The following is a 14,620-nucleotide window of genomic DNA, read 5'->3' on the forward strand; positions in this document are numbered from 1 at the left end:
GCGGCGCTGTTGTAGTGGGAGTTGTTCGTCTAGCTCGCGCGCGTTCTGTAGCGGCTTCCTGCTGCCGGCGGTTTCTTCCTGGCCAAGCAGAGGGAGCCGTGGGCTGGGCCGCACTTGACCCTACGGCACCTCTTCCGGGCGAGCATGGAGCCCGACTTCCCGATGCAGTGGTCGTAGAGGTGACTCTTTGAGCGACCACTGTTCCAGCACCGGCGGATAGTACTAGACAAGTTCCAGCTCCGTAGCAAAGCCTACCGGTTCTGGCTAGACTTCGGTCTTGGCCATCCGAACCGATGCCTCGACCTTGAACAGATCATGATAGGCGGCCACGACCTTGTCACCAGCGAGTTTCTCAGTGGAGATGCTGGTGACGTAGCCCTTCAGCCCGAGGTACGAGCGGGCCTTCTCCACGGCATCCCAGTTCACGCCGGGTCGGGTGCCGAGGGAGACGAACCGGTCCTTCTTTGGCGGCCGTCGTCCTTCGGCGATGTCTTGCGCGCGCTCGATCTGCTTGTTGAGGGTGATGTTGTCGCGGCGTTCGCGGGCCCGCGAGTAGTGCCACACCACGCGCCGAGTCCGCTTCGCCTGGCCGGTTCCCATCTCCCGGGTGGTCTCGACGGTGGCGCCATCGGCGAAGAAGTTCCCGACCCGGTCGTAGTGGTCGGCCAGATCCCTTGGGGCTGAACCGGTGCGGGATCCGACGATGAAGTCGAACCCGGCCTCCTCGAGCGCGTTGAGGTTCGCTGCCGAAAGCATGCCGGCGTCAGCGACAACGACCACGTCGGCTCGTCCGTGCCGTTCGCGGAACCCGTTCAACACAGGAAGCAGGGTCGTCGTCTCACCGCGGTTGCCGGCGAAAGCGTGTACTTCCAGCGGGAACCCGGTCGGGTCGACCAGCAAGCCGACGAGGATCTGCGGATCGACTCGCCGTTCCTTGCTCATCCCGACCTTGCGGAGCCGGTCTTCGTTCTCGGCCTCGAAGTACAAGGTGGTCACGTCGTACATCACGATCGACAGCGCGCCGTCGGCGGTGACGTGCGCGAACGCTGCCGCGGCGAGCTGGCTGCGCCAGTCCTCGGCGATGCTGCGATTGAGCGTGCGCCAGATCGTCCGCAGCGACGGCGACCGAACGCCGAGATCGGCCAGGACGCGGATCGTGTCGGCTTTGCTGGTCGGCTCGACGATCCGCGCCAACACCAACTGCTTGAACGTCTCGGTGCCGACCTGGTCGAACCCGAGGTCACGGTAGGCATTGTCGAGGACCTCCCACAGGACACGCGACTGCGAACCGGCGACCTCCGGAATGGTAGAAACCTTCGCCGGCGCCAGCGAGTTCAGATCGAATGCGAGCTGACCTGCGTGGATCTTCGTATCGGCGACCTCGAGTAGGGCAGCGAGCTCGTCGTCGGTATGCGCCGAGCCGATGTGTTCGCCGATTCGGCGCACGCCGCGTTCCTTGGACACGATCTGTACCGCGGTAGCACCCGACGCGGTACGTACCCTCCGGACGAACAAGCCCACACCGACGATCGTAGACACCTGGTTTAGTGCCCCAGAACGGCACTAAACCAGAACGAAACCGCAGGTCGCGAGAACCCGCCGATCCAACTCACACGAAAGTGGCACGAGTCAGGTTCGGGCACTGATTCCTTGCCGATGAAGCCGAAGCTGCAGGTCAGCCGATGAGTGTCAGGATGGCGTGGCGCATATGCAGCGCCAACGGCTGGTTGTCGAGCTTCGGAAAGAAACGCGACCGGAACGGTAAGAAGCCGGGACCGCCCGTCCACGACGATCTGGTCGAACGCGTCTTCACTGTCGAATGCAACCGATCAGCTGTGGCTGACCGACATCACCGAGCACTGGACCGACGAGGGCAAGCCCTACCTCTGCGCGATCGAAGAGGCCTGTTCCGGGAGAATCGTCGGCTACAGCATCGACACCCGAATGACGTCATCGCTGGCAGTCGCGGCGCTCAACAATGCTGCCGCCCGCCGAGAAGGCGATGTTTCCGATTGTATTGTCCACTCGGACAGAAAATCTCAATTCCGATCACAGAACTTTGTGTCGGCTGAACCGGCACGGCCTGGTCGGATCGATGGCACGGGTCGGTGCCGCAGGTGACCACGCCGCAATGGAAGGACCGACCACCGTCGGCGCCGGCAAGCCCGCCTGGGCCGTTTGCCACCGATCAAATTCGAGACCATTCTCAAGACCGTCGCACCTACCGCGGCATGACACCGCAACGGTCACCGATCCGTGCAGCAGACCCATACGTCTCGTTGGCCTACTCGGACGCGCTGATCACGGCCGGAGTCAAAGCATCCGTCGGGACCGTCGGGCGACAGTTCCGATAACGCCCTCGCCGAGACCGTCAATGGTCTCTACAAGGCAGAACTGATCCACCGTCACCGCACCTGGCCAACCGTGACCGCAGTAGAAATCGCGACCCTGGACTGGGTCAACTGGTGGAACACCAAACGGCTCCACGAGGCACTCGATTATCGCACCCCAGCCGAAGTCGAAGCATTTTACACTCACCCACAGACGCCCGCGCCCGCGACCGTCTAACCACGGAACGAAACCCAGGGCACTTCAGCTGCGGGTAGAACACGGTAGAGTTGCTCACCAGAAAGGTGCTCCTTCGATCCCGAATACTTGTACTGTTGCAAGCACAATTATTGCGGGTCAGAGCACCTTTCTTCTTACTACGGGCCGTGTGTCACCAACTCGCGATGAAACGGCAAGGTTAGCTCGCGGAGTTTACGACCACCCGCCCGTGGTCCTGCAACAATGGACAGTAAATGGTAACGTGGCCCTGGTCAGACGTCGAGACTTACCACTGAGTTCGCCAGGCGCCGTTCCGCACCAACCGGGGTAGTATAAAAGCGCTGCTCTACACCGTAGATCAGCGTCTTTAAGTCCTCGTCGGTCTCGACTTTAAACTGTCTCTTTACTTCATCGAACTCCAGTTTCTCACCGCAGTACTCATTTATATAGTCGATCACATCCCCCCTGTCAGACTCAGACATTGCCCCAAGAGCCTCTAATGCCAGAGCGATTCTCTTTCGGTTAGGTTTAGCGACAGAAGCCACTGGGATGGAAGCGCTAACGAATTCGTAGTCAAGGAACTCTGATACCTGTTCATCAGTGGCCACCTTGAAAAGCTGATCAATTCCTTGAAATAGGGGCGACACGGCGGCTAGATCGCGAAACATAACGACATCTCTACTCGGCACATATATTGCGTCGGGAATTGAATTTATAACGACACGGCTGCTCGAAGCCTCCTCTATGAAGGCGGCGTCACCAAACTTGATGCATTTTCGTTTAACGAAGGATGTCGGCCGAACTCTCTGAAAGAAGAATGCGTTATTCTGACTCGACATGAGAAGCGTGATGTTCTCAAACTGTTCCTTTGTCAACTCAGGACAATCCGCCGAGACAGTCGTTTCATCTTTTAGATAGATGGGAAAAAACTCTCGTGCGCGGAAGCCCGAAACTGAGTACCACTCATCGTCGTCTAGCAGGGTGCGCGGATCATATTCCCTGCACAAGGACGGCTCGGGTGGATCCATCTCGAAGAGCTTGCGGTCAGAGATGAGCCTTCTAAAGGGCGCTTTCCTAAGTCGTTTCACCTTGGCGTAGATTTGATCCATAGTTTATGATCCCTCCTCCAGGAACGTGTAGCCATTAATTCGAACTGCTTTCGGAACCACAATTTGATCAGGAGTCCGAAAGTCCTGCTTGCTAATCAAGAATACTTTGGTACCTCTCCGGGTCGTCGCATTATAGAACTTATACCCCAAGAGCAAAAAATACGGGTTGAAGTAGAGTGCTTGCGAGACGTACGTGAATACGAATAGGATCCCGTACATGAATGCCAGAGCAGACCCATTAGACACACTCAGGGCTACAAAGAAGTACCCGAGATAGCTTGGCAAGAATGCGTTATTCGCATACTCAACCGAAACTATCTGACCCTTACCGAAGGAATCCGTTCCAAGTCCCCTGGTGAAATAAATGCTCACTCGGGTCAGAAGCAGCGGGATTATCAGGATAATACAGTTCAGCACGATATGGAATGGCAAGCCCCGCCCAGCGAAGAGGAACTGACTCTTGATCTGATAAACGGCAAGGAACAGGGCGGTCGCGTTCAATGTTAAGAGCACGCGGAGGCACTTTTCTAACATTTAGCCCTTTCAATAGATTCGGCGTGATTTGCAATCATGACTGGGTTAGCTGCTTCCAAAGCTCCTAAGCACCGTACCCGCCCACTCGATATGAACGCCTGATGGGCGTCTCATACGCCCCTTCTCTGTCTCCAATATCTTCGGTGGACAATTTTGCTCAGTCACCAGACCTCCCCAGTTAGAGGAGCGTTATTCAGTGCCTCGCGCCGACTCCGCCAGTCAGGGAGTTCCTTGTCCATCAGTGCGGTGAACCTCTCCCCGTGATTGCGTTCGAAATAGTGGGTCATCTCGTGGACGACGATGTACTCGAGGCAGTCGGGGTGCTTCTTGGCGAGTTCGACGTTGAGCCATATGTGTCGGGTCTCGCGGTTGCAGGATCCCCACTTGGTTTTCATTCGCCGGATGGTCCACTTCGGAACCGTCACGCCGAGTTCCTGCTCCCACTTGGTGATCAACCCCGGGATCACTTCACGGAGTTGCTGGCGGTACCAGTTGTCGAGGTAGTCGCGGCGCTTCTCCTGCGAGGTTCCTGCGGGAACGTAAAGGACGAGGCGGTCGCCGCCGAGTTCGAGGTGAGGCCGGCCGGGTCGCTCGACGACCTTGAGTCGTCGGCGGATGCCCCAGACGTAGTGGGACTCGCCGGTGACCATCTCCCGTTCGGACTGGCGTTCCACCGCCTGCAGCTCGGCCTGCTGGCGTTTGATCCACGCAAGCCGGCCCACAACCGCCAAACGGACTTGATCATCATCGAACCGCTCGGGGGCTGCGACGCGGACGCGGCCTACCGGTGGGTGGACGGTGATGTGCAGGTTCTTGATGTCCTTGTAGACGACGTCGACCTCGATGCCGCGGACGGTGAGGTACACGTTAGCGGTACTCATCGCGGGCTTTCACCAGGTCGAAGAGTTCGTCGAGGCGGTCGAAGCCGGCGGGCAGGACCTGGCGCAGAGCGCGTTTGACGACCTTCTCTTTCATCGTGTTACCCACCCAGTCATGCGGTTTGCTCGTCATCACCGCGTCGTCGACCTGGATCGGCATCGTCTCATCCGGCCAGCCGAAGTCGATGAGCGCACGTCGGGCGCCGTTGTTCGCCCACTCCGGGTAGTCGCCGTCGGACTCGTCGGTCCCGAGCTTCTTCGCCGCTTCCAACAGTTTGGCCAAATACTCCTGGTAGTCGAGTGCTTCCTTGCGGCGCTGCTCGATCAGCGCGTCGAGGAGGGCGCTCATCGTGTCGTAGTACTTGGGGTTCATCGCGTGCTTGTCGACGATGATCCTGCGCATGTTGTTGGTGATCGTCTCGGCCACGGCTTCCGGGTCCTTCTTGATCCCGGGCGGGAGGCGGTCGATCGCGCGGTCGCCGATCTGGGAGATCAGTTCGATCAGGCCAGTGTCGGCGAAGTCAGACACGACCTGGGAGGCGCCGGCCTGGATGTAGGTGTCGAGGAGGAACCGCATGCCGGCTTCGTACTGTTTGAAGTCGACGTTCTCCCCGGCCCCGAGTTTCACTTCAGCGCGCACGTCCACGTAGTGAGCGATCTCGTCCTTGATCTTCTCCGCGTCAGCCTGGCTGTAGCCGGCGGCGGTCATGTCGTTGGCAAGGTTGCCGTAAGCCCGGGTAACCGCGGCGACAGCCTTGTAGAGGGCGACACGTTTGGGTTCGTTGTCTTTGATCTGCTCGGCGTTCCCGGGTTCCAACGCGCAGAAGTACTGCTGGTACTGCAGGGTGTTCTTCGGCGGCGCAACGGGCTCGACCAGTGCCCGGATCGTCTCAAGTGCTTCGTCGAGGTCGTCGCGGGCTTGGTCGATGCGGTCGGTGAGCAGGCCGTCGATGTCGTCCTTCTCGTAGCCTTCGAGAGCGCCGGAGGTGTAGTCGGTGATCGCGTTCTCGAGAGAGTTGAACAGGTCCTGGTAGTCGACGATGTAGCCGTAGTCCTTGTCGTCGCCGTCGAGGCGGTTAACGCGGCAGATCGCCTGGAACAGGCCGTGGTCCCGCATCTTCTTATCGATGTACAGATACGTGGCACTCGGGGCGTCGAAGCCGGTCAGGAGTTTGTCGACGACGATCAGCAGCTGCATCTGGCCCGGGTTCTCGACGAACTGGCGTTTGACGTCCCGCTCGAACTCCTCGACCCGGGTCACGGCTTTGTCGGCCGGCTCGTCGAAGTAGTCCGCCAGCATCCGCCGATAGGTTTCGTACTGGCGGATCTTCTCCGTCTTCCCGGCGCCCGAGTCTTCTTTCGCGATGTCGCTGGCACTCGGGACGTAGCTGGTGACGATCGCGCACCGGCCGGCGAATCCGGCGGCGACGAACAGCTCATAGAACTTGCAAGCCTGATAGATCGAGGATCCGACGAGCATGGCGTTGCCGCGGCGGTCAGCGAGACGTGGTTTGGTCGCCATGTCCAGGAGGATGTCGGCGACGATCTTCTCGGCCCGGGACTTGCTGGTGAGGACCTTCTGCATAGTGCCCCAGCGTTTCTTCAGCTCAGCCTTGGACAGGTCCGTCATGGTCTTCGTGTTGGCGTCGAACCACTCGTCCACGGCCTGGGGTGAGTCAAGGTGCTGATCGATGTTCCGGGCCTCGTACCGCAGATCCAGCACCACACCGTCGGCGACGGCCTCGTCGAACTTGTACGTGTGGATGAACGACCCGAAGGTCTCGATGCTCGTGGCTTTGTCCGCCTTGAGGAGCGGGGTGCCGGTGAACCCGATGAACATCGCATCCGGCAACAATGCCTTCATGGCCTGGTGCATTGTTCCGGACTGGGTGCGGTGGGCCTCGTCAACGAAGACGAACAGGTTGCCCTTGGCTTTGAAGTCCTTCGGGATCGTCGCGTGCAGTTCCTTGATGAACTCCTCTGTCGCCTCGTCATCCTCGCTGTCGATGTCGGCGGCGCGGAACTTGTGGACCAGCGAGCAGATCAGCCACTCGTCGCTGGTGTTGAGGGTGCTGATCAGGTCCGCACCGCTGCGGGTGCGGTAGATCTGTTCGTTGACGCCGTTGAAGACCTTCTCGATCTGCTCATCGAGTTCGGTGCGGTCGGTGATCAGCAGGACACGCGCGTCGGGCTGGTGCTCGCGGATCCACTTGGCCAGCCAGACCATCGTCAGGGACTTGCCCGAGCCCTGGGTGTGCCAAATGATGCCGCCCTCACGCTCGGCAATTCGCTTCTGCGCTGCTTTCACACCGAAGTACTGGTTGTGGCGGGGCCCCTTCTTCACGCCGGCGTCGAAGACGATGAAGTCGTGGACCAACTCCAGCAGACGCGGCTTGCTGCACATCTGCAGCAGCGCCCGATCCAGCGGCCCGGTGACATCGGGATCGATGGTTGAGCTTGTCGAAACCTCTTTCCATTCCAGCCAGTACTTCTCCGGGGTGTCGATGACCCCGTACCGCAGCCCCTCCACATCGTTGCCGGCGAACACGAACTGGACGGTGGAGAAGAACGGGCGAATGAACTCCGGGCTCTGGTTGCCGATCGTCTGCCGAATCCCTTCGGACACAGCGACTCTGGAGCGTTTGAGTTCCAGCGTGGCCAACGCCAGCCCGTTGACATACAGCACGACGTCGGGGCGCTTGGTGTGCTGGCCGACGACGGTGACCTCTTCAGCGATGCCGAACTGGTTCGCCTCCGGGTTCTTCCAGTCGATCAGCCACACCGTCTCGGTCTGCTCACCCACACCGGGTTTGACTTTCACCCCGTAGCGCAACAACCCGTAGACATCACGGTTCGCCTCGTACAGGTCGTGTCCGGCACCGCCCGCGGCAGCCTTACCGAGCTGATCGAGAGCACGGTTGATCAGATTGTCGTCGTAGCCGCGGGCACGCAGATTCTGCGTCAGTAGATCGGTCTCGACATTCGCATTCTCCTCGCGGTACTCCCAGTTGCCCAGGTACTCGTAGCCGAGCTGGTCGCGAAATAGCGCCGCCACGCGGTTCTGAGTCTTTCGTTCAATCTGTCCGACATCAGTCATGACACGTCCTCCACGTCAGACTCATCGACCCAGCGAGCAAGCACACTAAGTGCGGCCAGATACTCCAACCCCTCCTGCTCACTCAGCTCCGTGTCAACTTCGTGGCTAAGTGGATTACGGATACCTGAAAACACACCCTCGGCCAGAGCCATGGCGCCACGCTGTACCGACTTGTAGGTGTCGCTGCCATCCGGCTGCATCCGGCGCAGCCGCTTCTTGCGGGGCTCGGCCGCTTTCTCGCTGAATGACTCCTGGAAGAGCTTTGTTTCACTGAGGTCACGACGACACACCTTGTTCTGCGTCTCGGCATTGAGCTTCCGAATCGCGCCACTGACCGCTTCGCGGTAGTGACCAGACTGCCAGAGCGACTGTGCGCCGCCCCAGATCCATGGATGGAGCTCGGCCGCAGAAAGCTCAGGGGCGTTCTCGCCAAGGTTCTCTCGGACCTCCTCCGCGCGGAGCAGTTCCTCTCGAGCGCGGATCGCGGCCTCACGGTGGCGGGTCCAGCGATTGGTCTTTGACAAGGCGATGTCAGTACGCCAGTTAGGGATCACCCGGTCAAGGATCTTCTCAACAACCTGCGCTTGCTTGGTCACATCCGCGTCCGAGGAAGCCGTGCTTGACGTGTGGGTGATCGAAACGTAGCCCGGTCCACTTCGGCTGTTATTCGTCATCACCGTCATGGTGATGAAGCGGTCCAACTCCTCAATCGTCCACTCCACGTTCATGGCGCAACCTCCACGGGCAGCCGCATACGTCCGGTGAGAAGTTGCTGCATCATTCCGGTCTTGACTGTACGAGCTTTCGTGAGGCGATCCTGGAGCGTTCTCAATACGCTGTCGGCATCGTCTAGCGCTGCAGCGATCGCGGCGCGCTCGCTGGCGTCAGATGGCCACTGGATTGCAAACGAGCGAACTTCATTAGAGTTTACCGCCGTGAAAGTGCTGCCCTGTTCGTAGAGCGACCAGGCAGACTCCGCGTATACGAGTGCCTGGAACAAAAAACTGTTGTCACGCGGCGTGCTGATCGCGCAAACGCCGCGTCCCAAACAGCTCGGCTTGGAAACGATCGCTGTGTACCCAACCGGCGCTCGTACGGTCAGGAGGACGTCGCCCTCTTTGCAGGTCTTCGTTGGCTCGGTTGTCCAGATCCGATCAAAGGTGACGCGATCTCGGATGTCAGCTTTGCCCTGAATGAGTGGTAGTCCGCGACCGTCAGAATTGTACGTGTACCCGGCAGGAGACTGTCCCATCGTTACCGTTGTAATCGATCCGAGCTTCGCGCTGTGCCACGCCGCATCGAATCCCGGCAGGCGGGTGCGGCCGGTCAGGAGCTGCTGCATCATGCCCTGCTTGATCGCCTGTTTCTTGGCGATGAGTCGTTCGAGGGTGGCGATCAGATCGTCGACGGCATCAAGTTCCTGGCCGATCGCTCGCTGCTCAGCCTCGCTAGGAACTCTCAAACGGTACTCGGCAAGCTCCTCGCGATTGACCTTGGGGATACCGCTTCGCGCGGAAACACTCACTACGAAGTTTGTGAAATCGCGGCTAAGGAGAGAGTGCAAGATGAAGGAAGAGTCCACTCCAGGACGGGGCGTGAGTGGGTACATGTCCGCACTGCAAAGTGCGACGAAGTCGCACTTGTACGCCTTCTGCAAGTAAGGACGAATCTTGCTGTAGATGACATCCCCAGGTCGCACGAGGTACTTGCCACTGATAGCTCCCTGCGCGGCGGCAGTCTCCTTCTTGATAAGACGGCCTGTTCGGGATTGGAGATGATCCGGCGCGATCAGCGGGAGTTCTCGAAAAGCACCCTCACGAGGATCGACCTGGCCGCTCTTGATCGTGACCAGGTCGAGCAGAGCCCTGTCATCCCATCCATCAGTTGTAGCGATATTGCTCATGACGTGACACCCATTGCCACGAGGTGGCGTTCAACCCTGGCTTCCAGCTGTCCCCGCTCATCTTCGAGATCCGAAACTGTCTCGGCATACCGCTCGCCAAGTTGCCGGATGCGTGCGACCAGGTTGAGGGTGAGGGCTTCGACTACTCCTGCGACGCGACTCGCGGCGGTTGTGCGCCATTTGTCGTCAATCACAATTGCCTCGATCTCATCTTCGGTTAAATCGCCATACTTTTTGAGGGTGGCGAGGTCGAGTTCCCCCTGGGCGTCCTTAACTGCCTTCTTGGCCGCGGCTTCGGCGTTGTACAGCTTGGTGGCGTGCTGCAGTGCCGCGATCTCGTCGGAATCGCCCGTCTTCTTGATCTTTTTCAGTCGGGTAGCAACCAGTGCCTTGGAGACCTTGTCGTCGTCCATCGCGTCGGCGAGAAGCCCATCCTCGACCGCATGTTCTTCGATGTACTCCGCGACAGCGCGGGTAGCGTCCTCGGCGGTGGCGGTTAGCCCATCGACTCGGGCCTGCTCGTCGGCGAAGTAGCGCGCCACGATGAGCACGGGTGGGATGAGGTCCATTTTGTACTTTTGAGCGCCCCTGCCTGCACCAACGACCAGATCCGGTTCTTCGGTAAGCTTGCGCTCCTTATCGTTGATCGTCAGCCGCGGTTTTGCGGCTTCCTGCCAGCCGTCGGCCATGATCAGGTACACATCGTCATGCATCGTCTCGTGCCAGTAAGTCATGAGTTGCTCGTAGACGTTGTACTCATCAAGCAGTGGCAGCACCTTGAAGCGTGCCAGAAGGTCGTCGCTGATGGTGGTGATCAGTTCGTTTGGCTTGGTGTCAGCGGTGATGCTGGCGAGAGCGGCGCGATGCGAGGTGAACCAGTCCTCGACAATCACTGTCGCTTGGTCGCGGAGTCTATGGAAGCCGGGCGCATCGAAGATGGCCTGCTGGACGTCGTTTACGTGAATGGCGAGGTCGCTGTAGCCGGGACGGTTCGGAGTGAACATCTTGGCCCGTAGCGCGGGGAAGGCGTCCCAGTAGGGCTGGAGTGCGTCGAGATCGCGGTCGGGAATGCCGCCGTGCAGGTGGGCGCTGAGGTCCTGCAGGTCCTCGGGTTCTGAAGAGTCGATGTAGCGAGGGATGTTGAGGTTGTAATCGTTCTTCTCGTTGGCGATCTCGCTCATCGGGACCATACGCGAGTAGCGGCCGATCTCGATCTGCTTATTGAAGGTGTCGACGATCTTATGGATGTCCTGGCTGCGCAACCGGTTCTTGTTGCCGTCCTTCATAAAGCCTTTGGAGGCGTCGATCATGAACACGCCGGTGCGGGCCAGGGCGTTCTCCTTGTCGAGGATCACCACGCAGGCGGGGATGCCGGTGCCGTAGAACAGGTTGGCAGGCAGACCGATGATGCCTTTGATGAAGCCCTGCTTGAGAAGGCGGGTACGGATCTGCGCTTCGGCGTTGCCGCGAAAGAGAACGCCGTGCGGGAGAATGATCGCCGCCTTGCCGGTGGACTTGAGGGAGGTCAGGGCATGGAGGAGGAAGGCGTAGTCGCCGTTCTTCTCCGGTGGGCACCCGTACTCGAAGCGGCCGTAGTCGTTCTCTAGGCCGTTGTTCCAGGACTTCACCGAGAACGGCGGGTTCATGACGATGTAGTCGAAGGTCCGCAGGTGATCACCCTTAGTGAAGGCCGGGCTGGTGATGGTGTCGCCCTTTTCGATGTCCGCTATCTCGTTGCCGTGCAGGATCATGTTCATCTTGGCCAGCGCCCACGTGGCGTTGTCCTTCTCCTGGCCGTAGATAGTCATCCCGCGCGGCGCCTCGGCCGCGGCCTTGAGGAGCAGGGAGCCGGAACCGCAGGCGGGGTCGTAGACGGTCTGGTCCTGGCGGGTGTCGCCGTTGATGCCGACGACCTTCGCGAGGATGCGGGAGACCTCGGCCGGGGTGTAGAACTGGCCCTTGCTCTTGCCGGATTCGGTGGCGAAGTGGCGCATCAGGTATTCGTAGGCGTCGCCGAGGAGGTCGTCGCCTTCGGCGCGGGAGCCGCGGAAGTCGAGGTCGTTGAAGATGGTGACCAGCTTGGAGAGCCGGTCCTGCATCTCCTTGCCCTTGCCGAGCTTCTCCTCATCGTTGAAGTCGGCCTGGTCGATGACATTGCGCAGGTCGTTGGCTTCGGCGAGCTTGGCGATGATCTTGTTGAAGCGGTCGCCGATCTCTTTGTCACCCTTGGCGGCGAGCATGTCGTCGAACGAACCACCGTCGGGGACATCGATCAGGGTGTTGGGATCCGTCTTCGCCTTATCGGAGACGTACTTCACGAACAGCAAGGTCAGGATGTAGTCCTTGTACTGGCTCGCGTCCATACCGCCGCGGAGCTGATCACAGCTCGCCCACAACGACGCGTACAGGTCCGACTTCTTCAACGCCACGGCGTTCAACCACGCTTTCACTACACAGGCGCCGCATGGGTGGAGCAGTCCCACAATCCGAGCCGCAGCGCACAACTCTGTTCAGTCCGGCGATCCGCCGGCATCGCTGGAATCATGCCACCGCGCGCCGACAGTGTGAGGATGGCTCGGCGGGAAGAGATGTCAGATTGGGGACTTCGGACCACGCAGTCCCCTGTTAGAGCGTTCGCACACGACTGTGCCGGGATGACGGCAAAACGAAGAGGTCAGGAAGCATTTCTGCAACCTGACCTCTTCGTGCGATTCATCCTGAACCACTCTCTGTGGGCGAAGGGGGACTTGAACCCCCACGTCCCGAAGGACACTGGCACCTGAAGCCAGCGCGTCTGCCATTCCGCCACTCGCCCGTGGCAGTCGATCAGCTGATCGACGCTGTCCGTGTGGACTTTGAAAAGACTACACGGTCCCAGCGCAGAGCAAAAATCGGTCCCGGACAAGCAGTCTGACCTGCGATGACAGTGCGCCGAGACCATCGGCCGCCTGTGGCAGATGTGACAATTGGTGCCTTATGGGGAAATCTGAGGAGCGGACAGCCGGTTCGGGCCGGTAACATGAATCGACACTTCATGCATGCCGACACGCCAGCGAGAACGAAAGGGGAGCCCGTGGGCCTTCTGGACCGATTCGAGCGCAAGCTCGAGTCCGCCGTCGACGGCGGTTTCGCCCGCGTCTTCGGCGGCAAGGTGGCACCGCAGGAGATCGAGAACAGCCTGCAGCGCGAAGCCGAGGCCTCCATCGAGGACCTCGGCGACGGCGCCAGTCTGGTGGCGAACGCCTACGTGGTCACCCTCAGCCGCTCCGACCTGACCCACGTCTCCGAAGAGTACGAACTGAACCGGAAGATCTTTTCTCGTCATTTAGAGGACTTCATCCGTGACAATGGGTGGCAGACTTACGGCCCGGTGGTCGTAGAGTTCGACCAGATCCCCTCATTGCATACCGGACAGTTCCATGCGCGCGGCGTGGTCAACCCCGACGCCGCTCCGCGACCGATCGCGGCCCACCCCGTACCGTCAGAACCGCAACGCCCCGACCGAGGAGCCAACGACATGACCAATCCCCCCGGAAACGACCAGGGCTACGGACAGCAGCCCGGCCACGGACAGCAGGGCGGCTACGACCAGTACGGGCAGCCCTACGACCAGCAGCAGTACGGTCAGCCCCAGGGCTACGACCAGCAGGCCTACGAGCAGCAGCAGGGCTACGACCAGCCCTACGACCAGTACGCGCAGCCGCAGGGCTACGACCAGCAGGGCTACGCGCAGCCCGCCGCGTACGAGCAGCAGGGCTACGACCAGCAGCAGTACGCCCAGCCCCAGGGATACGAGCAGCAGGGGTACGACCAGCAGGGCTACGGTCAGCCGCAGGGCTACCCCGCCCCGCAGGGCTACGACCAGCCCCAGTACGGCCAGCCCCAGGGGTACGAGCAGCCACAGGGCTACGACCAGCAGGCCTACGGCGCCCCGGCCGATCACGGCTACGCCCAGCCCGCCGGCTACGACCAGTACGCCGCCCCGGCCGACCAGGGTTACGCCCCGCCGGCCGACCAGGGTCAGCCCTACGCCCCCCAGGGATACGAGCAGCAGGGCTACGACCAGCAGTACGCCCAGCCCGGCTACGAGCAGCAGCCCGCCTACGACCAGGGCTACGGCCAGGCCGGCGGCTACGACCAAGGCTACGAGCAGCAGCCGGCCGCGTACGACCAGCAGCAGTACGCCGCCCCCGCCTACGGCCAGCAGGCCCCGCCGTCGGCCCCGGCCGCCCCGGCCGGCGCTCCGGCCGCCATCACCCTGGTCCTCGAGGACGGCAGCAGCCGCACCTACGCGCTGCGGCCCGGCTCCAACGTGATCGGCCGCGGCCAGGACGCCCAGTTCCGTCTCCCGGACACCGGTGTCTCCCGCCGGCACGTGGAGATCCGCTGGGACGGCCAGACCGCCATGCTGCAGGATCTGAACTCCACCAACGGCACCACCGTCAACGACCTGCAGGTCAGCAGCTGGGAACTCGCCGACGGCGACCGCATCCGGCTGGGTCACTCCGACATCACGGTCCGCTTCCAGTAGCACCGAGCACATAGAATGCGG

General features: G+C 60.7%; 8 protein-coding genes, 1 tRNA gene and 2 pseudogenes. 3 read left to right on the forward strand and 8 right to left on the reverse strand.

From position 1 onward, the window contains the following. Positions 1 to 264: 264 nt before the first annotated feature. The gene (locus ACJMNC_RS16285; RefSeq protein ID WP_408949008.1) at positions 265 to 1,521 is read right to left on the reverse strand and encodes an IS1634 family transposase; all 1,257 of its coding nucleotides are present in this window, start codon (positions 1,519 to 1,521) and stop codon (positions 265 to 267) included. 125 nt (positions 1,522 to 1,646) lie between these two features. Between ACJMNC_RS16285 and ACJMNC_RS16290 the strand changes: the two are divergent. Together ACJMNC_RS16290 and ACJMNC_RS16295 are read left to right on the forward strand one after the other, a co-directional pair. Beyond that, positions 1,647 to 2,235, forward strand: a pseudogene (locus ACJMNC_RS16290) (DDE-type integrase/transposase/recombinase); the annotation flags it as partial. A gap of 35 nt (positions 2,236 to 2,270) precedes the next feature. Beyond that, positions 2,271 to 2,568 (forward strand): annotated as a pseudogene (locus ACJMNC_RS16295) (integrase core domain-containing protein); the annotation flags it as partial. 251 nt (positions 2,569 to 2,819) lie between these two features. Here the strand turns inward: ACJMNC_RS16295 and ACJMNC_RS16300 are convergent. The 7 genes from ACJMNC_RS16300 to ACJMNC_RS16330 form a co-directional block, all read right to left on the reverse strand. Next, positions 2,820 to 3,656: an ATP F0F1 synthase synthase gene (locus tag ACJMNC_RS16300; protein ID WP_408949009.1), complete on the reverse strand. Its 837-nt coding sequence runs from the start codon at positions 3,654 to 3,656 to the stop codon at positions 2,820 to 2,822. Positions 3,657 to 4,351: 695 nt separating this feature from the next. Beyond that, the gene (locus tag ACJMNC_RS16305) at positions 4,352 to 5,071 is read right to left on the reverse strand and encodes a M48 family metallopeptidase (protein WP_408949010.1); all 720 of its coding nucleotides are present in this window, start codon (positions 5,069 to 5,071) and stop codon (positions 4,352 to 4,354) included. Next, entirely contained in the window at positions 5,058 to 8,165 is a 3,108-nt protein-coding gene (locus ACJMNC_RS16310; protein ID WP_408949011.1) for a type I restriction endonuclease subunit R, read from the reverse strand. Before ACJMNC_RS16310 ends, ACJMNC_RS16305 begins: the two co-directional genes overlap by 14 nt. After that, a complete protein-coding gene (locus ACJMNC_RS16315) occupies positions 8,162 to 8,893 on the reverse strand; it encodes a TIGR02391 family protein (protein ID WP_408949012.1) in 732 nt (243 codons plus the stop codon). The genes ACJMNC_RS16310 and ACJMNC_RS16315 overlap by 4 nt, the downstream gene beginning before the upstream one ends. Beyond that, positions 8,890 to 10,068: a restriction endonuclease subunit S gene (locus ACJMNC_RS16320; RefSeq protein WP_408949013.1), complete on the reverse strand. Its 1,179-nt coding sequence runs from the start codon at positions 10,066 to 10,068 to the stop codon at positions 8,890 to 8,892. Before ACJMNC_RS16320 ends, ACJMNC_RS16315 begins: the two co-directional genes overlap by 4 nt. Next, on the reverse strand, positions 10,065 to 12,497 hold the full coding sequence (locus tag ACJMNC_RS16325) for a type I restriction-modification system subunit M (RefSeq protein WP_408949014.1): 2,433 nt from the start codon (positions 12,495 to 12,497) through the stop codon (positions 10,065 to 10,067). Before ACJMNC_RS16325 ends, ACJMNC_RS16320 begins: the two co-directional genes overlap by 4 nt. Before the next feature lie 303 nt (positions 12,498 to 12,800). Further along, positions 12,801 to 12,883 (reverse strand) — tRNA-Leu (locus tag ACJMNC_RS16330). A gap of 258 nt (positions 12,884 to 13,141) precedes the next feature. Here ACJMNC_RS16330 and ACJMNC_RS16335 point away from each other — a divergent pair. Next, positions 13,142 to 14,599 carry an FhaA domain-containing protein gene (locus ACJMNC_RS16335; protein ID WP_408949015.1) on the forward strand — a complete coding sequence of 486 codons (1,458 nt, stop codon included), beginning with the start codon at positions 13,142 to 13,144 and terminating at the stop codon, positions 14,597 to 14,599. Positions 14,600 to 14,620 lie beyond the last annotated feature (21 nt).

The organism is Gordonia sp. VNK21 (genome assembly GCF_046098115.1).
Lineage (GTDB): Bacteria > Actinomycetota > Actinomycetes > Mycobacteriales > Mycobacteriaceae > Gordonia.

Bases quoted from the DNA above. Each gene is read 5' to 3' on its own strand.
- ACJMNC_RS16310 (WP_408949011.1), bottom strand. From the start codon at position 8,165: ATGACTGATGTCGGACAGATTGAACGAAAGACTCAGAACCGCGTGGCG.
- ACJMNC_RS16315 (WP_408949012.1), bottom strand. From the start codon at position 8,893: ATGAACGTGGAGTGGACGATTGAGGAGTTGGACCGCTTCATCACCATG.
- ACJMNC_RS16320 (WP_408949013.1), bottom strand. From the start codon at position 10,068: ATGAGCAATATCGCTACAACTGATGGATGGGATGACAGGGCTCTGCTC.
- ACJMNC_RS16300 (WP_408949009.1), bottom strand. From the start codon at position 3,656: ATGGATCAAATCTACGCCAAGGTGAAACGACTTAGGAAAGCGCCCTTT.
- ACJMNC_RS16305 (WP_408949010.1), bottom strand. From the start codon at position 5,071: ATGAGTACCGCTAACGTGTACCTCACCGTCCGCGGCATCGAGGTCGAC.